Annotated in this window: 21 protein-coding genes; 10 read left to right on the forward strand and 11 right to left on the reverse strand. The window is 71.4% G+C overall.

Annotated elements, in window-relative coordinates:
* Positions 1–90 precede the first annotated feature (90 nt).
* From OG885_RS12220 to OG885_RS12240, 5 genes are all read left to right on the forward strand, one after another.
* Positions 91–1683 carry an AMP-binding protein gene (locus OG885_RS12220; RefSeq protein ID WP_405730297.1) on the forward strand — a complete coding sequence of 531 codons (1593 nt, stop codon included), beginning with the start codon at positions 91–93 and terminating at the stop codon, positions 1681–1683.
* A 15-nt stretch (positions 1684–1698) separates the two neighbouring features.
* The gene (locus OG885_RS12225; protein WP_405730299.1) at positions 1699–2511 is read left to right on the forward strand and encodes a PaaX family transcriptional regulator C-terminal domain-containing protein; all 813 of its coding nucleotides are present in this window, start codon (positions 1699–1701) and stop codon (positions 2509–2511) included.
* Positions 2512–2647: 136 nt separating this feature from the next.
* Positions 2648–3211, forward strand: a complete 564-nt coding sequence (gene cysC / locus OG885_RS12230) for an adenylyl-sulfate kinase (RefSeq protein WP_405730301.1) — start codon at positions 2648–2650, stop codon at positions 3209–3211.
* The gene (gene cysD, locus OG885_RS12235) at positions 3208–4110 is read left to right on the forward strand and encodes a sulfate adenylyltransferase subunit CysD (RefSeq protein WP_405730303.1); all 903 of its coding nucleotides are present in this window, start codon (positions 3208–3210) and stop codon (positions 4108–4110) included. Before cysC ends, cysD begins: the two co-directional genes overlap by 4 nt.
* Before the next feature lie 2 nt (positions 4111–4112).
* Entirely contained in the window at positions 4113–5327 is a 1215-nt protein-coding gene (locus OG885_RS12240) for a sulfate adenylyltransferase subunit 1 (protein ID WP_405730305.1), read from the forward strand.
* A gap of 21 nt (positions 5328–5348) precedes the next feature.
* Here the strand turns inward: OG885_RS12240 and OG885_RS12245 are convergent, their stop codons facing one another.
* Positions 5349–7706 carry a bifunctional salicylyl-CoA 5-hydroxylase/oxidoreductase gene (locus OG885_RS12245; protein ID WP_405730307.1) on the reverse strand — a complete coding sequence of 786 codons (2358 nt, stop codon included), beginning with the start codon at positions 7704–7706 and terminating at the stop codon, positions 5349–5351.
* Positions 7691–8518, reverse strand: a complete 828-nt coding sequence (locus OG885_RS12250) for an enoyl-CoA hydratase family protein (RefSeq protein ID WP_405730309.1) — start codon at positions 8516–8518, stop codon at positions 7691–7693. The genes OG885_RS12245 and OG885_RS12250 overlap by 16 nt, the downstream gene beginning before the upstream one ends.
* Positions 8519–8804: 286 nt before the next feature.
* Here OG885_RS12250 and OG885_RS12255 point away from each other — a divergent pair, with 286 nt between their 5' ends.
* Positions 8805–9257 carry an ATP-binding protein gene (locus tag OG885_RS12255; RefSeq protein WP_405730311.1) on the forward strand — a complete coding sequence of 151 codons (453 nt, stop codon included), beginning with the start codon at positions 8805–8807 and terminating at the stop codon, positions 9255–9257.
* 33 nt (positions 9258–9290) lie between these two features.
* On the opposite strand, the gene argF is transcribed toward OG885_RS12255, so the two are convergent.
* Both argF and OG885_RS12265 read right to left on the reverse strand, forming a co-directional pair.
* Positions 9291–10304 (reverse strand): ornithine carbamoyltransferase, encoded by a 1014-nt coding sequence (argF, locus tag OG885_RS12260; protein WP_405730313.1) that lies wholly within the window; start codon positions 10302–10304, stop codon positions 9291–9293.
* Positions 10305–10398: 94 nt separating this feature from the next.
* Positions 10399–11622 carry an arginine deiminase gene (locus tag OG885_RS12265; protein WP_405730315.1) on the reverse strand — a complete coding sequence of 408 codons (1224 nt, stop codon included), beginning with the start codon at positions 11620–11622 and terminating at the stop codon, positions 10399–10401.
* Positions 11623–11741: 119 nt separating this feature from the next.
* On the opposite strand from OG885_RS12265, the gene OG885_RS12270 reads away from it, so the two are divergent.
* Positions 11742–12914 (forward strand): SPFH domain-containing protein, encoded by a 1173-nt coding sequence (locus tag OG885_RS12270; RefSeq protein ID WP_405730317.1) that lies wholly within the window; start codon positions 11742–11744, stop codon positions 12912–12914.
* Positions 12911–13801, forward strand: coding sequence for a hypothetical protein (locus OG885_RS12275; RefSeq protein WP_405730319.1), 891 nt, complete (start codon positions 12911–12913; stop codon positions 13799–13801). The genes OG885_RS12270 and OG885_RS12275 overlap by 4 nt, the downstream gene beginning before the upstream one ends.
* Before the next feature lie 63 nt (positions 13802–13864).
* Here OG885_RS12275 and OG885_RS12280 read toward each other — a convergent pair whose 3' ends face one another.
* Complete coding sequence (locus tag OG885_RS12280; RefSeq protein ID WP_405730321.1) at positions 13865–16414, reverse strand: polynucleotide kinase-phosphatase; 2550 nt, start codon at positions 16412–16414, stop codon at positions 13865–13867.
* Positions 16411–17877, reverse strand: coding sequence for a 3' terminal RNA ribose 2'-O-methyltransferase Hen1 (locus OG885_RS12285; protein WP_405730323.1), 1467 nt, complete (start codon positions 17875–17877; stop codon positions 16411–16413). Before OG885_RS12285 ends, OG885_RS12280 begins: the two co-directional genes overlap by 4 nt.
* A gap of 123 nt (positions 17878–18000) precedes the next feature.
* On the opposite strand from OG885_RS12285, the gene OG885_RS12290 reads away from it, so the two are divergent.
* Positions 18001–18771, forward strand: a complete 771-nt coding sequence (locus OG885_RS12290) for an SAM-dependent methyltransferase (RefSeq protein ID WP_405742704.1) — start codon at positions 18001–18003, stop codon at positions 18769–18771.
* Between the two features lie 101 nt (positions 18772–18872).
* Here the strand turns inward: OG885_RS12290 and OG885_RS12295 are convergent, their stop codons facing one another.
* Positions 18873–19796, reverse strand: a complete 924-nt coding sequence (locus tag OG885_RS12295; RefSeq protein WP_405730325.1) for an LLM class F420-dependent oxidoreductase — start codon at positions 19794–19796, stop codon at positions 18873–18875.
* Positions 19797–20033: 237 nt separating this feature from the next.
* On the opposite strand from OG885_RS12295, the gene OG885_RS12300 reads away from it, so the two are divergent.
* The gene (locus OG885_RS12300; protein ID WP_165951269.1) at positions 20034–20198 is read left to right on the forward strand and encodes a hypothetical protein; all 165 of its coding nucleotides are present in this window, start codon (positions 20034–20036) and stop codon (positions 20196–20198) included.
* A gap of 287 nt (positions 20199–20485) precedes the next feature.
* On the opposite strand, the gene OG885_RS12305 is transcribed toward OG885_RS12300, so the two are convergent.
* The 4 genes from OG885_RS12305 to sepF all read right to left on the reverse strand — a co-directional run bounded on the left by OG885_RS12305 (position 20486) and on the right by sepF (position 23194).
* Positions 20486–20956: a DUF6099 family protein gene (locus OG885_RS12305; RefSeq protein WP_405742706.1), complete on the reverse strand. Its 471-nt coding sequence runs from the start codon at positions 20954–20956 to the stop codon at positions 20486–20488.
* A 185-nt stretch (positions 20957–21141) separates the two neighbouring features.
* Positions 21142–21468 carry a nucleotide pyrophosphohydrolase gene (locus OG885_RS12310; protein WP_329333723.1) on the reverse strand — a complete coding sequence of 109 codons (327 nt, stop codon included), beginning with the start codon at positions 21466–21468 and terminating at the stop codon, positions 21142–21144.
* On the reverse strand, positions 21465–22697 hold the full coding sequence (locus OG885_RS12315) for an ATP-binding protein (protein WP_405730328.1): 1233 nt from the start codon (positions 22695–22697) through the stop codon (positions 21465–21467). Before OG885_RS12315 ends, OG885_RS12310 begins: the two co-directional genes overlap by 4 nt.
* Positions 22698–22801: 104 nt before the next feature.
* Positions 22802–23194, reverse strand: coding sequence for a cell division protein SepF (sepF, locus tag OG885_RS12320; RefSeq protein ID WP_399950463.1), 393 nt, complete (start codon positions 23192–23194; stop codon positions 22802–22804).
* Between the last annotated feature and the right edge of the window lie 183 nt (positions 23195–23377).

Below are 23377 nucleotides of genomic sequence, written 5' to 3' on the forward strand. Positions count from 1 at the left end.
TTGACTGTCGTCACCAACGCGATACGCTCCTTCAGCGAGCCCACCCACGACGCCCACAAGGCAGGCCACCAGGCAAGGGGGCGAACCGCCATGAACGTCTCGGCGCACGTCGACACCTTCGCGCGCGACCATCTCCCGCCGCCCGACCAATGGCCCGAGCTCCAGTTCGAACTCCCCGAACTGCGGTACCCCGATCGGCTGAACTGCGCGGCCGAGCTGCTGACGGGCCCGCCCGACGACCGCCCGGTGTTCCACACCCCGTCCGGCGCCCCCTGGACGTACGGCGCCCTGCGCGCCCGCGTCGACCGGCTCGCGCATCTCCTCACCGGCGACCTCGGCGTCGTACCCGGCAACCGTGTCCTTCTGCGGGGACCCACCACCCCGTGGCTCGCGGCCTGCTGGCTGGCCGTGCTGAAGGCGGGGGCGGTGGCCGTGACCGTGCTGGCGCAGCAGCGGCCGCACGAGCTGGCCACGATGTGCGAGATCGCCCGGATCAGCCACGCCCTGTGCGACATCCGCGCCGTGGACGACCTCGCCAAGGCCGAGATACCGGGGCTGCGGATCACGACGTACGGCGGTGACGCCCCCGACGACCTGCTGAACCGTACGGCGCCGGACGCCCCGTACCCGGCCGTGGCGACCGCGACCGACGACGTGGCGCTGATCGCCTTCACCTCCGGCACCACCGGGCGCCCCAAGGGGTGCATGCACTTCCACCGGGACGTGCTCGCCATAGCCGACACGTTCTCGCGGCAGGTACTGCGGCCCCGCGCGGACGACGTCTTCGCCGGCAGTCCGCCACTCGGGTTCACCTTCGGGCTCGGCGGGCTCGTGATCTTCCCGATGCGGGCCGGCGCCAGCGCCCTGCTCCTCGAACAGGCGGGCCCCAGGCAGCTGTTGCCCGCGATCGCGGAGCACCGGGTCTCGGTGCTGTTCACCGCGCCGACGGCGTACCGCGCGATGCTCGACGAGCTGTCCGCGTACGACATCTCCTCGCTGCGCCGCTGTGTCTCCGCCGGTGAGAACCTGCCCGCCGCCACCTGGGAGGCGTGGCACGAGCGGACCGGGCTGCGGATCATCAACGGCATCGGCGCGACCGAGCTGCTGCACATCTTCGTCTCGGCCGCCGACGAGCGGATCCGGCCGGGGACGACCGGGGTGCCGGTGCCCGGCTGGCACGCGCGCGTGGTCGACGAGGAGGGCCGGGACCGTCCCGACGGGGAGCCGGGGCTGCTCGCCGTGCGGGGGCCGGTCGGGTGCCGCTATCTCGCCGATCCGCGGCAGGGCGAGTACGTCCGCTTCGGCTGGAACATCACCGGTGACACCTACGTCCGCGAGAGCGACGGCTACTTCCGGTACGTCGCCCGCGCGGACGACATGATCATCTCGGCCGGGTACAACATCGCGGGCCCGGAGGTCGAGGACGCCCTGCTGCGCCACCCGGACGTGGTGGAGGCCGCGGTCGTGGGGCGGGCCGACGAGGCGCGAGGGCAGATCGTGGTGGCGTACGCCGTCGTCAAGGAAGGTGCCGAGCGGGACACCGAGGCGCTGCGGGCGTTTCTGAAGTCGGAGCTGGCGCCGTACAAGTGTCCGCGCGAGATCGTCCTCCTGGACGCGCTGCCGCGCACGGCGACCGGCAAACTCCAGCGGTTCAGACTGCGTACCGAGGGTGACCAGCAGTGATACCGACGACCTAAGATGATCAACGTGTCCGACCAGCATGCACCACGGTCTCTCATCGTCACGCTCTACGGCGCCTACGGCCGCTTCGTGCCCGGCCCGGTACCGGTCGCCGAGCTGATCCGGCTGCTCGCCGCGGCCGGCGTGGACGCGCCCTCCGTCAGATCCTCCGTGTCCCGGCTCAAACGCCGCGGACTGCTCGTGCCGGCCCGTACCGCACAGGGCGCGGCCGGGTACGAACTCTCCCCCGACGCCCGTCAGTTGCTGGAGGACGGCGACCGGCGCATCTACGCCGTCGCACCGCCCGAGGACGAGGGCTGGGTACTCGCCGTGTTCTCCGTCCCGGAGTCGGAGCGGCAGAAGCGGCACGTACTGCGCTCGCGTCTTGCCGGGCTGGGGTTCGGGACCGCGGCACCGGGTGTGTGGCTCGCGCCCGCGCGGCTGTACGAGGAGGCCCGGCACACCCTGGAGCGGCTGCGCCTCGATCCGTACGTCGACTTCTTCCGCGGCGACCACCTCGGCTTCGCCGCCACCGCCGACGCGGTCGCCCGCTGGTGGGACCTGGCGGCGATCGCCAAGGAGCACGACGCCTTCCTCGACCGGCACGCGCGCGTGCTGCACGCCTGGGAGGGCCGCGAGGACACCCCGCCCGAGGAGGCCTACCGGGACTACCTCCTCGCCCTGGACTCCTGGCGCCACCTGCCCTACGCCGACCCCGGTCTGCCCGCCCGGCTGCTCCCCGAGGACTGGCCGGGCAGCCGCTCGGCGGAGGTGTTCCGGGGGCTGCACGCGCGACTGCGGGACGCGGGAGCCGCCTTCGTCGGCGTGTGAGTCGGATGCAACCCGTGTGACCTCACCCACACCACAGGCAGCTAAGGGAACCCTCAGGTTCCTCTGTCCCTCTTCTCAAGTTTCTTACCTACCGTCCCTCGGGTCGTCTATAGGTAAGTGAAGAGGACTGTTGCGCATGACCACCACGGCAAGGGCCTGTCGTCCGGCTCGGGGAGCCACCGTCTGGCTCACGGGGCTGCCGAGCGCGGGCAAGACCACGATCGCCCGGCACCTCGGTGAGCGGCTGAAGGCCGAGGGACATCGCGTGGAGGTCCTCGACGGCGACGAGATACGTCGCTTCCTCTCCGCGGGCCTCGGCTTCTCCCGCGAGGACCGCAACACCAACGTGCAGCGCATCGGCCTGGTCTCGGAGGTCCTCGCCCGCAACGGCGTCCTGTCCGTGGTCCCGGTCATCGCGCCGTACGCCGACAGCCGCGACGCGGTCCGCAAACGGCACGAGGCGAGCGGTACGCCGTACATCGAGGTGCACGTCGCCACTCCGGTCGAGGTGTGCAGCGAGCGGGACGTGAAGGGCCTGTACGCCAGGCAGACCGCGGGCGAGCTGTCGGGGCTGACCGGCATCGACGACCCGTACGAGACGCCGGTGGACGCGGCGCTGGTCCTGGAGACCCAGTCGCAGACCCCGCAGGAGTCGGCCGACGCGGTGTACGCCGTGCTGGCGGAGCGGGGGATCGTATGAGCGACTTCGCTCTCTCGCACCTGGACGCGCTGGAGTCCGAGGCCGTGCACATCTTCCGTGAGGTGGCGGGTGAGTTCGAGCGGCCGGTGATTCTCTTCTCCGGCGGCAAGGACTCCATCGTCATGCTGCATCTGACGCTGAAGGCGTTCGCCCCGGCGGCGATTCCCTTCTCGCTCCTCCATGTGGACACCGGGCACAACTTCCCCGAGGTGCTCGAGTACCGCGACCGGACCGTGGCCCGGCACGGGCTGCGCCTCCATGTGGCCTCCGTACAGGACTACATCGACCGGGGTGTGTTGCGCGAACGTCCGGACGGGACCCGTAACCCCCTCCAGACGCTGCCGCTGACCGAGAAGATCCAGTCGGAGAAGTTCGACGCGGTCTTCGGCGGTGGCCGCCGGGACGAGGAGAAGGCCCGGGCGAAAGAGCGGGTGTTCTCGCTGCGGGACGAGTTCTCGCAGTGGGACCCGCGCCGCCAGCGCCCCGAGCTGTGGAACCTCTACAACGGGCGCCACGCTCCCGGCGAGCACGTCCGCGTGTTCCCGCTGTCCAACTGGACCGAACTGGACGTCTGGCAGTACATCGCCCGTGAGCGGATCGACCTCCCGGAGATCTACTACGCCCATCAGCGTGAGGTCTTCCGGCGCGGCGGGATGTGGCTGACCGCCGGTGAGTGGGGCGGGCCCAAGGCCGACGAGACCGTCGAGAAGCGGCAGGTCCGCTATCGCACGGTCGGCGACATGTCCTGCACCGGCGCGGTGGACTCCGACGCCGACACCATCGAGAAGGTGATCGCCGAGATCGCCGCGTCCCGGCTCACCGAGCGCGGCGCGACCCGCGCCGACGACAAGATGTCCGAGGCCGCGATGGAAGACCGCAAGCGCGAAGGGTATTTCTAGACATGACCGTCAACACGACCGTCGACACGCTTCGGTTCGCCACCGCCGGTTCCGTCGACGACGGCAAGTCGACCCTCGTCGGCCGGCTGCTGCACGACTCCAAGTCGGTCCTCACCGACCAACTGGAGGCCGTGGAGCGCGCGTCCGCCTCGCGCGGCCAGGAAGGCCCCGACCTCGCACTCCTCACGGACGGCCTGCGCGCCGAGCGCGAGCAGGGCATCACCATCGACGTGGCCTACCGCTACTTCGCCACCGCCAAGCGCCGGTTCATCCTCGCCGACACCCCCGGCCATGTGCAGTACACCCGCAACATGGTCACCGGCGCCTCCACCGCCGAACTGACGATCGTCCTGGTCGACGCCCGTAACGGCGTGGTGGAGCAGACCCTCCGCCACGCGGCCATCGCCGCGCTGCTGCGCGTCCCGCACGTGGTCCTCGCCGTCAACAAGATGGACCTCGTCGGGTACGAGGAGAAGGAGTTCGAGCGGATCGTCGAGGACTTCGCCGGTCACGCCGCCGAGTTGGGGCTGCCCTCCTTCACACCGATCCCCGTCTCGGCGCTCGTCGGCGACAACGTGGTGGACCGCTCGACGCAGATGGACTGGTACGAGGGACCGGCGTTGCTGGAGTTCCTGGAGAACGTGCCGGTGGGCGTCGAGGCCGCCGACGCGCCCGCCCGCTTTCCCGTCCAGTACGTCATCCGGGACGGCGAAGTCCGCTACTACGCGGGCCAGTTGGCGTCGGGTGCGCTGCGCGTCGGCGACCGGGTGACCGTCCACCCGTCCGGCGAGACCTCCGAGGTCACCGGCATCGACGTGCTCGGCGTCCCCACGGAGGTGGCGTACGCGCCGCAGTCCATCGGGGTGCGCCTCGCCGACCAGCGGGACGTGTCGCGCGGCGACATGATCACGGCCGGGGTCGACGTCCCGGCGCTCACCCGGGACGTCCGGGCGGCCGTCTGCCATCTGGCCGACCGTCCGCTGCGGGTCGGCGACCGCGTCCTGGTCCGGCACACCACACGGACCGTCAAGGCGATCGTCCAGGACCTGGGCGAGGTCCGCGAGTTGAACGCGAACGATCTCGGCCGCGTGGCGCTGCGCACGGCCGAGCCGCTGGCCCTGGACGACTACGCGGTCTCCCGGCGCACCGGCGCGTTCCTCCTGATCGACCCGGCGGACGGGGCGACGCTGACGGCCGGAATGGTAGATCTCTCCTGATCCCTTTTTATGTGAACGCCCTCAAGTCCCCAGCGTCAGGCGGGGCTTGGGGGCGTCCGTGCGTCCGGTCTGGGGGCGCCGGCTGCCCGCCCGGTACGGGGCCGGCCAGGTGACACCGGGTCCGTCGTAGCCCTGCTCGGCGGCGGCGTGCAGGGTCCAGTGCGGGTCGTAGAGGTGAGGGCGGGCGAGGGCGCACAGGTCGGTGCGCCCGGCCAGGATCAGGGAGTTGACGTCGTCCCAGGAGGAGATCGCGCCGACCGCGATCACCGGGATGCCGGTCTCATGGCGGATCCGGTCCGCGAAGGGCGTCTGGTACGACCGCCCGAACTCCGGTCGCTCCTCGGCCACGACCTGCCCGGTCGACACGTCGATCGCGTCGGCGCCGTGCGCGGCGAAGGCGCGAGCGATCTCGACGGCGTCCTCGGCCGAGGTGCCGCCGTCGGCCCAGTCGGTGGCGGAGATCCGCACGGTCATGGGCCGTTCGTCCGGCCAGACGCCCCTGATGGCGTCGAAGACCTCCAGGGGGAAGCGGAGGCGTTTGGCGAGCGTGCCGCCGTAGGCGTCCGTGCGGTGGTTGGTGAGCGGGGAGAGGAAACCGGAGAGCAGATAGCCGTGCGCGCAGTGAAGTTCGAGGAGGTCGAAGCCGGCGCGGGCGGCCCGCCAGGCGGCTGCCGTGAACTGTTCGCGGATGTCGGTGAGTTGGGCACGGGTGAGCTCACGCGGGGTCTGGTTGGCGGGCGCGTACGGGAGCGCGGACGCGGCCACGAGGGGCCAGTTGCCGTCGGGCAGCGGCTCGTCCATGCCGTCCCACATCAGCTTGGTCGAGCCCTTGCGGCCGGAGTGGCCCAGCTGCACGCCGATCGCGGTGCCCGGCGTCTGCGCGTGCACGAAGTCGGTGATCCGCTTCCACGCCTCGGCCTGCTTGCCGTTGTAGAGGCCGGTGCAGCCGGGGGTGATCCGTCCCTCCTCGCTCACGCACACCATCTCGGTCATCACCAGCGCCGCCCCGCCGAGCGCCCGCGCGCCCAGGTGGACGAGGTGGAAGTCGCCGGGGAGGCCGTCGGTGGCGGAGTACATGTCCATGGGTGACACCACGACCCGGTTGCGCAGGGTCAGTCCGCGCAGCCGGAACGGGGTGAACATCGGGGGCGTACCGGGCGGGCAGCCGAACTCGCGCTCCACCGCGCCGGTGAAGTGGGCGTCACGCAGGCGCAGGTTGTCGTGGGTGACACGGCGGCTGCGGGTGAGGAGGTTGAAGGCGAACTGGTGGGGCGGCTGGTCGAGATAGCGGCCGAGGTTCTCGAACCACTCCAGGCTGGCGCGGGCGGCGCGTTGAGTGGAGGCGACGACGGGTTTGCGTTCGTCCTCGTACGCCTGGAGTGCGGTGGGCAGGTCCGGTTGCTCCTCCAGGCAGGCGGCGAGGGCGAGGGCGTCCTCGACGGCGAGCTTGGTGCCGGAGCCGATGGAGAAGTGGGCGGTGTGGGCGGCGTCGCCGAGCAGGACGGTGTTGCCGTGGGACCAGTGTGCGTTGACGACCGTGCGGAAGGTCGTCCAGGCCGAGTTGTTGGAGCGCAGCGGCCTGCCGCCGAGGGCGTCCGTGAAGATCTTGGCGCAGCGGTCGAGGGACTCCTGGGCGTCGAGTTCCGCGAAACCGGCGGCCTGCCAGACCTCTTCGCGCATCTCGACGATCACGGTGGAGGCGTCGGGCGCGTACGGGTAGCCGTGCAGTTGCATCACGCCGTGTTCGGTCTCGGCGATCTCGAAGCGGAAGGCGTCGAAGGCGAAGTCGGCGGCGAGCCAGATGTAGCGGCAGCGGTGGGTGGTGACGTGGGGACGGAACAGCTGCCTGCGGGACTCGCGGGTGGTGCTGTTGACTCCGTCGGCGGCGATGACGAGGTCGTGGGTGTCGGCGAGGTCGGGCGGGGCCTCGGTGCGGAAGCGGAGGTGTACGCCGAGGTCGCGGCAGCGGGTGTGGAGGATCTCCAGGAGGCGTTTGCGGCCGAGGGCGGCGAAACCGTGTCCTCCGGAGGTGTGGTGGGTTCCCCGGTGGACGATGTCGATGTCGTCCCAGCGGATGAAGTCCTGTTGGAGGGCGGCGTAGACCACGGGGTCGGCGTGTTCTATGCCGCCGAGGGTTTCGTCGGAGAGGACCACTCCGAAGCCGAAGGTGGTGTCGGGGGCGTTGCGTTCCCAGACGGTGACCTCGCGGTCGGGGGCGAGGCGTTTTAGCAATGCGGCTGCGTAGAGGCCGCCGGGGCCGCCGCCGATGATCGCGATGCGTGGGGGGTGGCTGGGCGTCGTCGGCGGCTGCGGGTCGGTGGGGGCTTGTCGCGCAGTTCCCCGCGCCCCTGGCGGCGTCACCGTTACCGTCCCTGCCATTTTGGAGGGCGCTTTCCCTTGAACGACCTGTGGAACTCCGCGTAATCCTCGCCGTTCATCAGCAATGCCTGCGTTGACGCGTCCAGTTCCACCGACGCTGCCAACGGCATGTCCAGTTCTGCTGTGAGCAGGGCCTTTGTCTGGGCGTAGGCGAGGGCTGGGCCTTCGGACAGACGGCGGGCCAGGGTCTGGGCCGCCTCGTCCGCCCGGCCCTCGTCCGTGAGTTCGCTGATCAGGCCGATGCGTTCGGCCTCAGGTGCGCGGACCGGCTCCCCCAGCATCAGCAGGCGGGTCGCGTGGCCCAGGCCGACCACCCGTGGGAGCAGGTACGCGGCGCCCATGTCGCCGCCGGACAGACCCACGCGGGTGAACAGGAAAGCGAAGCGGGCCGTGGGGTCGGCCACCCGGAAGTCCGCGGCGAGGGCGAGGACCGCTCCCGCGCCCGCCGCCACGCCGTGCACCGCGGCGATCACCGGGAACGGGCATTCCCGTACCGCCCGCACGACCTGGCCCGTCATCCGGTTGAAGTCGAGGAGCTGGGCCGTGTCCATCGACAGGGTCGCGCCGATGATCTCGTCGACGTCGCCGCCGGAGCAGAAGCCGCGTCCCTCGCCGGCCAGGACCAGGGCCCGTACCGAGCGCTCCCGGGAGAGCTCGGCGAGGAGGTCGCGCAGGTCGGCGTAGGCGCCGAAGGTGAGCGCGTTGAGTTTGTCGGGGCGGGCGAGGGTGACGGTGGCGACGCCAGCCGTGAGGTCCACCCGCAGATGCTCCCAGTGGGCGGTTCGGGCGGCGGAGCCGGTGAAGGGACTCATGCGTGCGGCCTCCCCAGGTGAGGTGCGCTCTGTCCTTCGAAGTTATCACTCATCTTTGACTGTCGTCACGAGTGCGCGATAGCACGGCTCCGGTCTGACCTGAACACGTCCCGTCCGTCACGAGTCGTCGACAGCGCCGTAACGGCGGGAGCAGCCGTGCGAGGCGGGGCGTTGTGAGGGGTAAGCCGCCCGGTAGCGGGGTCGAAGGTCCCGCACGGTGCCCGTCGGACGCCTCGGCCGGGTGGCGCCGTACCATTCATAAGGTTGAAAGCAGGACAGCCTGCTCATGAACGGAACCGCCTTGCAAGAACGCCCCTCAGCCTCCGCCTCCTGGCGCATCGCGCTGCCGCACTCCGCCGCTGCGGTGCCTGTGGCGCGTGCCCTGGTGCGGACGGCGCTCGCCGATCTGGAGCACGGGGCCGACTGTGACACCGCTGAGCTGCTGACGGCCGAGCTGGTCGCGAACGCCGTCGAGCACACCGCCGGGGACTCCCCGATAGAGCTGGTCGTCGAGCTGCTGCCGAGCGGCTGTCAGGTGGAGGTGCACGACCCGGACCCGGCGCCGCCGGGTGATCTGACCCGCCCGCACGGCGGGGAGCCCGACCCCTGGCAGGAGCACGGGCGTGGCCTGCTGCTGATCCGCGCCCTGAGCTCGTCCTGCGGGCACCGCCCCACCGAGTCCGGCAAGGCGGTGTGGTTCAGGCTGCCGGTGGTGCCGGCGCAGTGGCGTCCGGCGTGACCCGCGGGGCCTGACCGAGGGGACAGGGCCTCTTCAGGCCAGCGTCGCCACCAGGACCGCCTTGATGGTGTGCAGCCGGTTCTCCGCCTCGTCGAAGACGACCGAGTGCGCGGACTCGAAGACCTCGTCGGTCACCTCCAGCGAGTCCAGACCGTGGCTGTCGTAGATCTCCTGCCCGACCTTGGTGCCCAGGTCGTGGAAGGCCGGCAGACAGTGCAAGAACTTCACGTCCGGGTTGCCGGTGGCACGCAGCACGTCCATCGTCACGGCGTACGGCTTCAGCGCGGCGATCCGGTCGTCCCAGACCGCCTTGGGCTCACCCATGGAGACCCAGACATCGGTGGCGACGAAGTCGGCGCCGCGCACCCCCTCCTCGACGGACTCGGTGAGCAGGATGGCGGCCCCGCTGTCCACGGCGAGCTGACGCGCCCGCTCCACGACGTCCTGGTCGGGCCAGTAGGACTTCGGGGCGACGATCCGGACGTCCATGCCGAGCAGGGCGCCGGTGATCAGGTAGGAGTTGCCCATGTTGAAGCGGGCGTCGCCGAGGTAGGCGAGGACGAACCCGTCGTTGACCAGGTCCTTGCTGCTGTGCTCGGTCATCGTCAGCACGTCGGCGAGCATCTGCGTGGGGTGCCAGTCGTCGGTAAGACCGTTGTAGACGGGGACACCGGCGTACGCGGCCAGCTCCTCGACCTTCTGCTGGCTGTCCCCGCGGTACTCGATGCCGTCGAACATCCGGCCGAGCACGCGCGCGGTGTCCCGTACGGACTCCTTGTGGCCGATCTGCGAGCCGGAGGGGTCGAGATACGTCGTCGAGGCGCCCTGGTCGGCGGCGGCGACCTCGAACGCGCAGCGGGTGCGCGTCGAGGTCTTCTCGAAGATCAGCGCGATGTTCTTGCCCTGGAGGTACCGCGTCTCGGTCCCGGCCTTCTTCGCGGCCTTCAGCTCCGCGGCCAGCTCGACCAGCCCGAGGAACTCCTCCTCGGTGAAGTCGAGCTCCTTGAGGAAGTGACGCCCGGCGAGGGCAGTGGGGACGATCGCCATGGGGGCGCTCCAGAGATACGGGGGACACGAACTCCTGGAAGTCTATACGACGCCCAGCATTTATATACAGCCCTGTGTACGACTATACGGTCGGCTATACGGCCGACCGTTCGACCGGGCAGCTCATACAGCGTGGCCCGCCCCTCCCCCGCCCCAGCTCGCTGCCCGGGATCTCGATGACCTCGACGCCCTGCTTGCGGAGGTGGGTGTTGGTGGTGGCGTTGCGTTCGTAGGCGACCACCACGCCCGGCTCGACGGCCAGCACGTTGCAGCCGTCGTCCCACTGCTCCCGCTCGGCCGCGTGCACGTCCTGCGTGGCGGTCAGCACCCGGATCTCGTTCAGCCCGAGCGCGGCGGCGATCGCGCGGTGCATATGCTCCGGCGGATGGTCGGTGACCTTCAACTCCTTGTCGCCGACGCCCGGTTCGATGGTGTACGAGCGGAGCATGCCGAGCCCGGCGTACTGGGTGAAGGTGTCGCCGTCGACCATCGTCATCACGGTGTCGAGATGCATGAAGGCACGCCGCTTGGGCATGTCGAGGGCCACGATCGTCTGCGCCGAGCCGGCCGCGAACAGCTTGTGCGCGAGCATCTCGACGGCCTGCGGGGTGGTGCGCTCGCTCATGCCGATGAGGACGGCGCCGTTGCCGATGACCAGGACGTCCCCGCCCTCGATGGTGGACGGGTAGTCGGCCTGACCCTCGCTCCAGATACGGAACGTCTCGTCGCGGAAGAGCGGGTGGTGGCGGTAGATCGCCTCGAAGTGGACCGTCTCGCGCTGCCGGGCCGGCCAGCGCATGGCGTTGACGGAGACACCGTCGTAGATCCAGGCGGAGGTGTCACGGGTGAAGAGGTGGTTGGGCAGGGGGGCGAGCAGGAAGTCGTCGAGGTCCATGACATGGAAGCGGACGGAGACCGGTTCCTCGTGCGCGTCGAGGAACTCCCGCTTGGTCATGCCGCCGACCAGCGCCTCGGCCAGCTCGGGCGCGGGGAGGGTCTCGAAGGCGGCGCGGAGATGGTCGGTGGCGAGGACGCCGTACTCCTTCTCGTCGAAGACCCGGTCCAGGACGAGGGTGCGGGCCGCCGGGATCGCCAGGGCCTCGGTGAGCAGGTCGCCGAACAGGTGGACGGTGACGCCCCGGTCGCGGAGCACGTCCGCGAACCCGTCGTGCTCGGCGCGCGCCCGGCGCACCCAGAGCACGTCGTCGAAGAGGAGCGCGTCCTTGTTGCTGGGGGTGAGCCTCTTGAGCTCGAGATCCGGCCGGTGCAGGATGACGCGGCGCAGCCGCCCGGCCTCGGAGTCGACATGGAATCCCATGACTCCATCCTGACCACCGACGACCGTATTCACCCCCCGCTTGACCACTTCCGTTTCTCGTCCTCTTGACGATAAACGCGCCCCCGGTTTATCGTCGCCCGGACGACAAGGGGGCTCTCGTGGCCGACATCACCCGGCGCCTGGGCTGGCGCCATCTCCGTGGCGCACCGACCGCGCACATCCGGCACCACCGCGGCGGAAAGCTGCTGCACGACGGGCCCGGGCTGAGCTTCTGGTTCCGCGCGCTGACCGCCGCACTCTCCGAAGTGCCGGTCGACGACCGCGAGTTGGCGATGACCTTCCATGCCCGTACGTCCGACTTCCAGGACGTGACGGTGCAGGCGACGGTCACCTACCGGATCAGCGACCCGTCCCTCGCCGCCGGCCGCCTGGACTTCTCGGTCGACCCGGACACGGGCGCCTGGCGCGGCACCCCGCTGGAACAGCTCGGCACCCTGCTCACCGAGACCGCTCAGCAGCACGCCCTTGACGTCCTCGCCCGTACGTCGTTGTCGGCGGCGCTGGTGGACGGGGTGACGGCGGTACGGGAACGGGTCGCGGCGGGGCTCGCGGCGGAGCCTCGACTGCCGGCCACCGGCATCGAGGTGGTCGCGGTGCGCGTGGTGGCCCTGCGCCCCGAGCCTGAGGTGGAACGGGCCCTGCGCACCCCCGCCCGGGAGCAGATCCAGCAGGAGGCCGACCGGGCGACGTACGAACGGCGGGCGGTCGCGGTCGAGCGGGAGCGGACGATCGCCGAGAACGAACTGGCCAGCCAGATCGAACTCGCCCGGCGCGAGGAGCAGTTGGTCGAGCAGCGCGGCACGAACGCCCGCCGCGAGGCCGAGGAACACGCGGCGGCCGACGCGGTACGGGCCGGGGCGGAGGCGGCCCGCTCGGTGAAGCTGGCGGAGGCCGAGGCCGCGCGGTCGGTGAAGTTGGGCGAGGCGGAAGCGGCGCGGTCCGTGAAGCTCGCGGAGGCCGAGGCGGAGCGGTCGCTCAAGCTGGGCGAGGCGGAGGCCGCCCGATCGCTCAAGCTGGCGGAGGCCGAGGCGGCGCGGTCGGTGCAGTTGGCCCGCGCCGAGGCCGAAGGTCTGCGTGAGGTGGGTGAGGCGCGGGCCCAGGCGCAGGCGGCGTGGCTGCGGGTGCACGCCGATGTCGACGTGGCGACGCTGCACGCCCTCACCGGCACCCGGCTGGCGGAGAACCTGCCGCAGATCGACAGCGTCACCATCTCGCCGGACGTCCTGACCGGTCTGCTCGCCCGGCTCGGCGCCCCGAGGGACCCGGCGTGAGCCTCGCGCCCCGGGTCGTGCTGGTCCACCGCACCACGGAGTACGAGGAGTTGGTGGCCCACCACGGCACCCACGGCCAGGCCGCGTTCTTCCTCTCCTCCCGCGGCCGGGACATCGAGGAACTGGCGGACCGTCACCGCCGGACCCGCGCCGCGCTGGCGGAGGTGACGGCGGCGATCCCGCTGACCTGGCGGCAGAGCCGGGTGGAGCGGCGGGATCTGGACCGTTTCCTGTTCGCGCCGGAGGACGTGGTGGTCGTGGTCGGTCAGGACGGGCTGGTCGCGAACGTCGCCAAGTACCTCGCCGGACAGCCGGTGTTGGGCGTGGACACCGACCCCGGCCGCAACCCCGGGGTGCTGGTGCGGCACCGGCCGTCGGAGGCGGCCCGGCTGCTGCCGGTCGCGGACCGGGAGGTCGTCGAGCTGACGATGGTGGAGGCCGTGGCCGACGACACCCAGCGGCTGCTCGCCCTCAACGAGATCTACCTGGGCGCCGCCGGCCACCAGACCGCCCGCTACCGCCTGGGCCTCGACGACGACGGGGGTGTCGCCGAGGCCCAGGCCTCCTCCGGGGTGCTGGTGGGTACCGGGACGGGCGCGACCGGCTGGCTGCGGTCGGTGTGGCGGGAGCGAGGCGCGGAGCTGCGGCTCCCGGGACCCGCGGAGGAGCGCCTGCTGTGGTTCGTACGCGAGGCATGGCCCTCGCCCGCCACCGGTACCTCCCTGGTGGCGGGCGAGTTGACGGCCTCCGCGCGGCTGCGGCTCACGGTCGAGTCCGAGCGGCTGATCGCGTTCGGGGACGGCATGGAGGGCGACGCGCTGGAGCTGACGTGGGGGCAGTCGGTACGGGTGGGGGTGTGCCGGGAACGGCTGCGGCTGGTGGGGTGACCGGACCCCCTGAGGGGCCCGGCCACGTCACCGCCATGGGTCGGGCCCGGCGCCGCCCGCCCGTCACAGCCGTGGGTCGACCGGCTCCGACTCCAGGGCCAGCACCCCGAACACCGCCTCGTGCACCCGCCACAGCGGCTCGCCCTCGGCCAGCCGGTCAAGGGCCTCCAGGCCGAGCGCGTACTCGCGGATCGCGAGCGAGCGCTTGTGGTTCAGGAAGCGTCCCCGCAGCCGGGCGAGGTTCTCCGGCCGGGTGTACTCCGGGCCGTAGATGATCCGCAGGTACTCCCGGCCCCGGCACTTGATGCCCGGCTGCACCAGCCGCCCCTCGCCGCTGCGCACCACGGCACCCAGTGGCTTGACGACCATGCCCTCGCCGCCGCGGCCGGTCATCTCCAGCCACCAGTCGACGCCCGCCCGGACCGACTCGGGGCCGGCCGTGTCGACGTACAGGCGTCGGGTGGTCTGGAGCAGACCGGTGCTGTCGTGCTCCACCAGCCGGTCAAGGAGGGCCAGTTGCTCGTCGTGCGGCAGACCCGTCAGGCTGCGGCCCTGGACCGCGAGGATCTGGAACGGCGCCAGGCGGACGCCGTCCAGGCCGTCCGTGGTCCAGCAGTAGCGGCGGTACGCCTCCGTGAACGCGGCCGCGTCCGAGGCCCTCGCGCGCTGCCGGTCGAGGAGGTCACCGACCTCGACGCCCCGCGCCGCCGCGCCCTCCAGCGCGGCCAGCGCACCCGGGAACACCGCCCCGGAGGCGGCGCCGACCGCGGCGTACTGCGAGCGCAGCAGCCCCGACGCCTTCAGCGACCACGGCATCAGCTCGGCGTCCAACAGGAGCCAGTCCGTCTCGAGTTCGGCCCACAGCCCGGCCTCGTCGATCGCCGCGCGCAGCCGCCCGAGGATCTCCTCGGTCACCGACTCGTCGTCGAAGAACGGACGCCCGGTGCGGGTGTACAGCGAGCCGGTCGGGCCGTCCACGCCGAAGCGCTTGCGCGCCGCCTCCGCGTCCCGGCACACCAGCGCCACCGCCCGCGACCCCATGTGCTTCTCCTCGCACACGACCCGCGCGACCCCGTCCTCGGCGTACTGCCTGAACGCCTCGGCCGGGTGCTCCAGATAGCCATCGAGGTGGCTGGTCGCCGTCGGGGCCATGGTCGGCGGGAGGTACGGAAGCAGCCGCGGGTCCACCGCGAACCGGCTCATGACCTCAAGCGCCGCCGCCGCGTTCTCCTCGCGGATCGCGACGCGTCCCTGGTGCCGGGTCTCGACGACCCGCCGTCCGTGCACGTCCGCCAGGTCCAGCGGCCGCCCGTCGTGCCCACCCGGCGCCTCCGACCTCAGCGGCTTGGTCGGCTCGTACCAGACCTGCTCCGCCGGTACGTCGACCAGCTCGCGCTCCGGCCAGCGCAGCGCGGTGAGCTTGCCGCCGAAGACGGCGCCGGTGTCCAGGCAGATGGTGTTGTTGAGCCAACTGGCCTCCGGGACCGGGGTGTGGCCGTAGACGACCGCGGCCCGGCCCCGGTAGTCCTCCGCCCACGGGTAGCGCACGGGCAGCCCGAACTCGTCGGTCTCCCCGGTGGTGTCGCCGTACAGGGCGTGCGAACGCACCCGTCCCGACGTACGGCCGTGGTACTTCTCCGGCAGACCGGCGTGGCAGACCACCAGCCGGCCGCCGTCGAGGACGTAGTGGCTGACGAGGCCATCGATGAACTCCCGTACCTCGGCGCGGAACTCGTCCGGCTCGGTCTCCATCTGGCCGATGGTCTCGGCGAGGCCGTGGGTGTGCTGGACGTTGCGGCCCTTCAGGTAACGCCCGTACTTGTTCTCGTGGTTGCCGGGCACGCACAGGGCGTTGCCCGACTTCACCATCGACATCACCCGGCGCAGCACACCCGGGCTGTCCGGGCCGCGGTCGACGAGGTCACCGACGAAGACCGCGGTACGGCCCTGCGGGTGCACTCCGTCGGCGTATCCCAACTTGCCGAGCAGGGACTCCAGTTCGCTCGCGCAGCCGTGGATGTCACCGACGATGTCGAAGGGGCCGGTGAGGTGGGTCAGGTCGTTGAACCGCTTCTCGGTGACGACGGTGGCGTGCTCGATGTCCTCGACGCCGCGCAGGACGTGCACCTTGCGGAAGCCCTCGCGCTCCAAGTGGCGCAGGGAGCGGCGGAGTTCGCGGATGTGCCGCTTGATGACCCGCACCGGCATGTCGGCCCGGTCGGTGCGGCCCGCGTTGCGCTCGGCGCACACCTCCTCCGGCACGTCCAGCACGATGGCGATGGGCAGCACGTCGTGCTGTCTGGCCAGGTCGATCAGCTGCTTACGGGCGTCCGACTGCACGCTGGTGGCGTCCACGACGGTACGGCGGCCGGCGGCGAGCCGCTTGCCGGCGATGTAGTGGAGCACGTCGAAGGCGTCCTTCGTCGCGCTCTGGTCGTTCTCGTCGTCGGAGACCAGGCCGCGGCAGAAGTCGGAGGAGATCACCTCGGTGGGCTTGAAGTGCCTGCGGGCGAAGGTCGACTTGCCGGAGCCGGACGCGCCGACGAGGACGACGAGGGAGAGGTCGGTGACGGGCAGGACCCGTCCCTGGATCTGGGTCTGGTTCTCGGTCATGCGGCCTTCGCCTCCTTCTCCTTGCGTACGGTGAACACAGCCATCTGGGTGGGCGGTCCCACCTCGGGGTCGTCCGGCCCGACCGGCACGAACTCCACCTCGTACCCGTGCCGTTCGGCCACCGCCGCGGCCCAGGCCCGGAACTCCTCCCGCGTCCACTCGAAGCGGTGGTCGCCGTGCCGGACATGGCCGGCCGGGAGGGACTCCCAGCGGACGTTGTACTCGACGTTCGGGGTCGTCACCAGGACGGTCCGCGGGCGCGCGGCGCCGAACACGGCGTACTCCAGGGCGGGCAGCCGGGGCAGGTCGAGGTGCTCGATCACCTCGCTGAGCACGGCGGCGTCGTAGCCCTTGAGCCGCTTGTCGGTGTAGGCCAGCGAGCCCTGGACGAGCTTGACGCGCGAGGCCTGCCGCTCCCCCATGCGGTCCAGCTTCAGCCGCCGGGAGGCGATGGTGAGCGCGCGCACCGACACGTCGACGCCGACGATCTCGGTGAACCGCGGGTCCTTGAGCAGTGCCTGCACCAACTGCCCCTGTCCGCACCCGAGATCGAGCACACGCGCGGCACCGGACGCCTGGAGCGCGGTGATGATCGCGTCCCGTCGCTGCACGGCGAGCGGCGTCGGCTTCGCCTCCTCCTCGGTCTCGGCCTCGACGGCGTTGTCGATCTCCTCGACCTCGCTGTCGTCGGCCTCGGCGAGGCGCACCAGTTCCAGCCGCTCCATGGCCTGGCGGGTCAGCGACCAGCGGCGCGAGAGGTAGCGGCTGGTGATGAGCTTCTGCTCCGGGTGCTCGGACAGCCAGCCCTCACCGGCGCGCAGCAGCTTGTCGACCTCGTCCTCGGAGACCCAGTAGTGCTTGGCGTCGTCGAGGACCGGCAGAAGGACGTACAGATGCCGCAGTGCCTGCGCGAGGGTCAGCGCGCCGGACTCCAGTTCGAGCCGCACATACCGCGAGTCGCCCCACTCGGGGAACTGGGCGTCCAGCGCGACGGGTTCGACGGTGACGGTCCAGCCGAGCGGTTCGAAGAGCTGCCGTACGAGACCCGGACCTCCTCTGGCCGGCAGCGCGGGTACCTCGACGCGCAGCGGCAGCGGCTGCGCGGCCCGCTCGGGACGGGCGTTGCACACCCCGCGCATGGCGCTGGAGAAGACACCGCTGAGCGCCACGGCGAGCAGCGAAGAGGCCGCGTACGGACGGTCGTTGACGTACTGCGCGAGCGCGGCGTCGGGCGCGCCGCCGCGGCCGCCTTTGCTCTTTCCCTTCCGGACCAGCGCCACCGCGTCGACCTCCAGCAGCAGGGCCGCCGTGCAGCGTTCGGGCCGCGCCTCGGGGTAGAGGACATGGGCCCGGCCGTAGGAGGTGGAGAACGCCTGGGCCTTCCCGGGATGCTTGTGGAGCAGGTAGCCGAGGTCGGTGGCGGGGCGTTCCGGGGTGCCGGTGGTGGTGATCGAAAGGAACACGGGCGTGCCTCAAGTAGGGTCTGAACTGCTGATATGCACACCGTACAGACCGGACATCGGCAGCACTCGGGAATTATCCGCCTGGAGGCTCACGTGACAGACACCGGATCGGGCGCTCACCCCATGGACACGAGCAGGCCCCACTCGGCGCGTATGTACGACTACTTCCTCGGCGGCAAGGACAACTACCCCGTCGACGTGGCCGCGGCCGAGCAGGTGACCTCCCTCTTCCCCGCCGTCAGCGCGATGGCGCGGACCAACCGCGCGTTCATGCACCGCGCTTCCCGGCTGCTCGCCGAGCGGGGTGTGCGCCAGTTCCTCGACATCGGCACCGGCATCCCGACCCGGCCGAACCTCCACCAGATCGTCCAGGAGATCGCACCCGAGGCCCGGGTGGTGTACGCGGACAACGACCCGATCGTCCTGCGGCACGCGGAGGCGCTGCTGCACAGCACGCCGGAGGGGCGGACGGCGTACGTCCACGGCGATGTGAGGGAGCCGGGGAAGATCATCGCCGCCGCGCGGGAGACGCTGGACTTCACCCGGCCGATCGCGCTGTCGCTGGTGGCGCTGCTGCACCTGGTGGGGGACGAGGACATGCCGGCGATGATCCTGCGCCGGCTGCTGCGCCCGCTGCCGCCGGGCAGTTACGTGACGCTCTCCCACGCGACCGGCGACTTCGATCCGCAGACCTGGGAGCGGGTGGTGGAGGTGTACCGCAAGGGCGGCGCCACGGCCCAGGTGCGCTCCCGGGCGGAGTTCTCCGCCTTCTTCACGGGTCTCGAACTGCTCGACCCCGGCGTGGTACTGGCCGCCGAGTGGCATCCCGAACTCGGGGAACGGCAGGGCGGTACGGAGATTCCGCTGTACGTGGGGACAGGCCGCAAGCCGTGACGGGGGACCGTCCGGTGGATGACTTGTCGCGACCGCCCGGTGGATGACCTGTCGCGACCGTCCGGCGGATGACCTGCTCCACCGGACGGTCCTGCGACGGCTCAGCCCAGCTGCGACTGCACCTGCGAGGAGATGAGCTCCAGGTGCTCCAGGTCGTCGAGGTCGAGGAGCTGGAGGTAGAGGCGCTGCGAGCCGACCTCCTGATACCGGCCGATCTTGTCGACGACCTCGCTCGGGGAGCCCGCCAGGCCGTTGGCCTTCAGCTCGGGCACCTCACGCCCGATCGCGGCGGCGCGGCGGGCGACCTCCTGATCGTCCTTGCCGACACAGACGACGAGGGCGTTGGAGTAGACGAGGCTGTCGGCGCCGCGGCCCGCTTCCTCGGCGGCGGCGCGGACGCGGCCGAACTGGCGCTCGCTGTCCTCGACGGAGGCGAACGGCATGTTGAACTCGTCGGCGTACTTCGCGGCGAGGCGGGGGGTGCGGGTCGGGCCGTGGCCGCCGACGAGGACCGGGATCTTCGCCTGGGCGGGCTTGGGCAGCGCCGGGGAGCCGGTCAGGTCGTAGTACGTGCCGTGGAAGTCGAAGGTGTCGCCGAGCTTCGTCTCCCACAGGCCGGTGACGATGGCCAGCTGCTCCTCCAGGCGGCCGAACTTCTCCTTCGGGAACGGGATGCCGTACGCCTGGTGCTCCTCCTCGAACCAGCCCGCGCCGAGGCCGAGTTCGACCCGGCCGCCGGACATCTGGTCGACCTGCGCGACCTGGATGGCGAGGACGCCGGGGAGCCGGAAGGTGCCGGCGGTCATCAGGGTGCCGAGGCGGATGCGCTTGGTCTCGCGGGCGAGCCCGGCGAGGGTGATCCAGGCGTCGGTGGGCCCGGGAAGCCCGTCGCCCGAGCCCATCTTCAGGTAGTGATCACTGCGGAAAAAGGCGTCAAAGGCGAGATCCTCCGTGGCCTTGGCAACGGTCAGAAGGGTGTCGTAGGTCGCCCCCTGCTGGGGCTCGGTGAAAATGCGAAGATCCATACCTCCATCCTGCACGCTCCGGCCCCGGTCAACCCCACTGGTCCCACCGGCCCCGCGCCGCCACGGTCGGGTGAAAATCCGTCAACGCGGCACACGGGGGCTGCCCGGGCCAGTGACCCGGCGAAGGTGATGATCGTTGCTGGGGCGGAGCCGGACCGACCGGCGCCCGCGCCGGCCGGTCAGCGCCGGGCGTCAAGGTGTCGGCCTCCCGTGGGGGCCTGGGCCGAGGAGGCCGTCATGTCCGAAGAATCCGTCCCGCAGCAAGGTGGCGAAGCCGGCCGGCCGAAGGGCTTGTTGCAGCAGATGGAGGAGCTGATGGCGGCCCTCAACGCGGACCTCTCCGCCCTGGACGCCGACCTCCAGTCGGCGGGACGGGGGGCGGAGGAGACAGAGGCCAAGTAGCGCTTCGGCGGCGGCTGAGCGGATCGCCCCGCGGGCAGTCGGCGGCGCTTCGGTGCCGCCGGTGAGCGGGCGTTGTCGCGGGCGCAGGGGGGTCCCCGCGTGGCGGGGATCATCCAGGCCAAGGCCGGTCAGCGCACCAGGGAGACCGGGGCCCTGCACCGACCGGTCACCGCCACGAGTAACGGCGCCCGCCCCCACCTCCCGGGACCCAGCCGCCACCCCGAAATCACAGCGCCCTCACCTCCCCCCGGCTCCACCCCGCGTCGCCGCCCCGGACCCAACCCCCCTCACCCCGCCTCCCGTTGCGGTATCGCCGGATCGCACTCCGCCAGCTTGCGCAGCATGTCGCGGACGCGGTCTCTGGATTCGTCCGCCGCGTCGATGGCCTCCATGCACTGCCAGTACGTGCCCTCGTCGTCCGCCGAGCAGGCGAGGCCCACCAGGGCGATGCCCACCTCGCCGAGGAGGCCGCCCAGGTAGAGCAGGGCCTGGCGGGCGTCGCCGAGTTCGGTGAGCTGGGCGGCGCGCAGGTCGGCGGTGTCGAGGTCGGGGCGGTCCAGGACCCCGCAGCCCCGGCCCGCCAGCTCCGTCAACCCCAGTGCCTCACCGCGCAGTTGAGGCGGTCCGTAGACCGCGAGTCTGCTCCCTATGGCCTGCGCCAGCGCTTGGGCCTGCCAGACCTCGGTCATGACCTGTGGCGCGTCTCCGCTCCCCGCGAGGGCACGCCTGCTCGTCACGATGAGCCGCACCGCGTCCATGGCTGCCCCGTCCACCCGAACTCCGTTGTCCACTACCCAGAGTGAAGGGACACGGGACGAAAAGCCAGAGGAAGGCGGAAATCTGTGGACAACGAATCGATTTCAGACCGGATTTCGACTGCGGAGAGTGAAAACGGATCGTACGGCTCCCCGGAGTCGTACCCCTCCCCGCAGACAAGGGAGCTCTACGGCGCCGGAAACCTCCGCTCGTTCCGGTCGATCTTCGCGTCCAGCGCCGCCAGCGGGTCGATCCCCAGCACCTCGCACAGCTGGAGCAGATACGCGAGCACATCGGCGACCTCGTCCGTGACCCGGTGCGCGGAGTCGGCGTCGTCCATGACCCGCGCCGACTCCTCCGGCGTCAACCACTGGAAGATCTCCACCAGTTCGGAGGCCTCCACGCTGAGCGCGGCGACCAGGTTCTTGGGGGTGTGGTACGGCTGCCAGTTCCGGGCCGCCGCGAACTCGGCCAGCCTGCGCTGAAGCCCCGCCACATCGAGATGCTCTGTCACGGCTCCAGGTGTACCACCGTGATCCCGTCCGTCCCCGCGGCCCAGGACGCGTCCGTGGTCGTACCGAGCAACCGGATGTGCCCCCGGTCGCACATCCGGGCCGCGAGCCGCAGCAGTTCGCCGCGTTGGCGCGGGTCCAGTCGGCGGTCGACGTCATCGGCGAGGACCGTCAGCGCCTGCATCGCCGCCGGCACCTCACCCGCCGGGTCGACCTCCAGCACCCCGGGCCCGGTGAACAGCACCAGGGCGAGCGCGATGTACCGCAACTCGCCGTCGCCCAGCCGCCCGAGCGCGGTCCGCGGACCGGCACCGCGGTCGAGCACCGCCCGGATCGTCCCGTCGCCGAGGGACTCGGCCAGCACGTCCGCCACCGGCCCCGCGCACCCGGCACGCACGGCCGCGACGAACTGCGCGTGCCGTCGGCCGCATTCCGCGCGGGTCCGCCCCAGCACGTCGGCGAGGTTGTCGCAGCCGCCGAGCAGCCGCCCGGAGCCGACGGGGACGGGCAGCCGCATCCGGTCGGGGCGCGGATCACAGGCGAACACCGACCGCAGCGCGACCACCATCTGTTCGGCGGCGGCGAGCACCCGGCGCTGTCCGTCGGTCTTGCCCGCCACGCGTAAGGGGAGCAGCGCGGTGCCGAGCCGGTCGTCCGGCAGCGGAGCACGGGTCACCGGAGTGGCCCCGGCGGTGTGCCAGGCGGCCTGCACGGCGCGGCGCGCGGGGTCGCGCAGGGCCGTCTCCAGCAGGACGAGGCCGCCGGACGTCAGCCGCTCCCCCACGATCCGCAGGTCGGGCTCGGCCTGGACGGCGACGTCGAGCCGGACCTGACCCTCGGGCCCGTCGGCCGTGCAGCCGATCCGGAAGCCGCGCCGCCGCTGGGCGTCGGGCCGGGCCCGCTCCGGCACGCACGCGTGCGGGTCGACGAACACCTCCCCGAGCTCTGCGCCACCCCCGAGCCGGGCCAGCGCCTCGTACGCCCGCAGCGCGCTCGTCTTGCCGCAGCCGCTGGGCCCGGAGAACAGGGTGAACGGCCCGAGCGGGAACGCCGCACCTCGGTGCGAGGCGAACGCGGACAGCCGCAGCTCGGTGAGGTGGGGGCGCAGAGAACGGTGGTCGGCGGGGGCGGGAGGCGCCGAAGAGGCTTCCGCGGCCCGGGGCCGTCCCTGCGACGGCACCACGGGCTCGGCGGAGACTGCCGACGTCGACAACACTGAGGACACAGCCATATCCGGACCGTAGGACTCCGCCACCGGCCGAACCGTTCCTCCGGGACAGCCTTCCTACGATCGAGGGACCGCACGCCCCCTGGCGCCCCCCTCACGCTCCCCGCTCACACCCCCGAAGCGCCCGCGGCCCCCTCCATCAGCCCGCTCACCTCGGTCCCGGGCGGCGTCAGCAGGAACACATTGCGGTCGACCCGGTGCATCCCGCTGTTCAGCCCGAAGACCACGCCCGTGCTGAAGTCGAGGACCCGCTTGGCGACGTCTCCCTCCGCGCCGGTCAGATCCAGCAGCACCGGTATGCCCGCCATCAGCGTCTCGGCGACCTCGCGGGCGTCCCCGAACACATTGACGCGGAGGACGACGAACCGGCGCCTGCGCTCCGTGACCGCTTCCGGCATCGCCCGATGGCCCACCGAGGACGGCCAGGCGTCCCGGCCACGCAAGGGAACGACCTGGGCGAGCCCTTCCCACTGTTCATCGGTGACGTCGTGGCTGTTCACCGGCTCCCCCCGAAATCGCTCGCCTTCATTGCCTGCACCAGCCAATTCTTACGCCAAGTCACCCGTTCGGCCCAACAGCGACACGGACCGCCACCGTCACACCCCCTCACATCGGGCCACCGAGCGCTGTGTGGCCGACGTAACTCCTCATGATCAAGCCATGTGACATCGACGTAATGGGCG

Origin of the sequence: Streptomyces sp. NBC_00028, from assembly GCF_045041065.1 — a bacterium.
Lineage (GTDB): Bacteria > Actinomycetota > Actinomycetes > Streptomycetales > Streptomycetaceae > Streptomyces.

What these genes read in the sequence shown, in the direction of transcription:
- OG885_RS12305 (WP_405742706.1), bottom strand. Translation starts at nt 20,956, where the DNA reads ATGGACGCGGTGCGGCTCATCGTGACGAGCAGGCGTGCCCTCGCGGGG.
- OG885_RS12225 (WP_405730299.1), top strand. Translation starts at nt 1,699, where the DNA reads ATGATCAACGTGTCCGACCAGCATGCACCACGGTCTCTCATCGTCACG.
- OG885_RS12265 (WP_405730315.1), bottom strand. Translation starts at nt 11,622, where the DNA reads ATGGGATTCCATGTCGACTCCGAGGCCGGGCGGCTGCGCCGCGTCATC.
- OG885_RS12315 (WP_405730328.1), bottom strand. Translation starts at nt 22,697, where the DNA reads ATGGCTGTGTCCTCAGTGTTGTCGACGTCGGCAGTCTCCGCCGAGCCC.
- OG885_RS12250 (WP_405730309.1), bottom strand. Translation starts at nt 8,518, where the DNA reads ATGAGTCCCTTCACCGGCTCCGCCGCCCGAACCGCCCACTGGGAGCAT.
- OG885_RS12245 (WP_405730307.1), bottom strand. Translation starts at nt 7,706, where the DNA reads ATGGCAGGGACGGTAACGGTGACGCCGCCAGGGGCGCGGGGAACTGCG.
- OG885_RS12295 (WP_405730325.1), bottom strand. Translation starts at nt 19,796, where the DNA reads ATGGATCTTCGCATTTTCACCGAGCCCCAGCAGGGGGCGACCTACGAC.
- argF (WP_405730313.1), bottom strand. Translation starts at nt 10,304, where the DNA reads ATGGCGATCGTCCCCACTGCCCTCGCCGGGCGTCACTTCCTCAAGGAG.
- cysC (WP_405730301.1), top strand. Translation starts at nt 2,648, where the DNA reads ATGACCACCACGGCAAGGGCCTGTCGTCCGGCTCGGGGAGCCACCGTC.
- cysD (WP_405730303.1), top strand. Translation starts at nt 3,208, where the DNA reads ATGAGCGACTTCGCTCTCTCGCACCTGGACGCGCTGGAGTCCGAGGCC.
- OG885_RS12300 (WP_165951269.1), top strand. Translation starts at nt 20,034, where the DNA reads ATGTCCGAAGAATCCGTCCCGCAGCAAGGTGGCGAAGCCGGCCGGCCG.
- OG885_RS12290 (WP_405742704.1), top strand. Translation starts at nt 18,001, where the DNA reads ATGGACACGAGCAGGCCCCACTCGGCGCGTATGTACGACTACTTCCTC.
- OG885_RS12280 (WP_405730321.1), bottom strand. Translation starts at nt 16,414, where the DNA reads ATGACCGAGAACCAGACCCAGATCCAGGGACGGGTCCTGCCCGTCACC.
- OG885_RS12255 (WP_405730311.1), top strand. Translation starts at nt 8,805, where the DNA reads ATGAACGGAACCGCCTTGCAAGAACGCCCCTCAGCCTCCGCCTCCTGG.
- OG885_RS12240 (WP_405730305.1), top strand. Translation starts at nt 4,113, where the DNA reads ATGACCGTCAACACGACCGTCGACACGCTTCGGTTCGCCACCGCCGGT.
- OG885_RS12220 (WP_405730297.1), top strand. Translation starts at nt 91, where the DNA reads ATGAACGTCTCGGCGCACGTCGACACCTTCGCGCGCGACCATCTCCCG.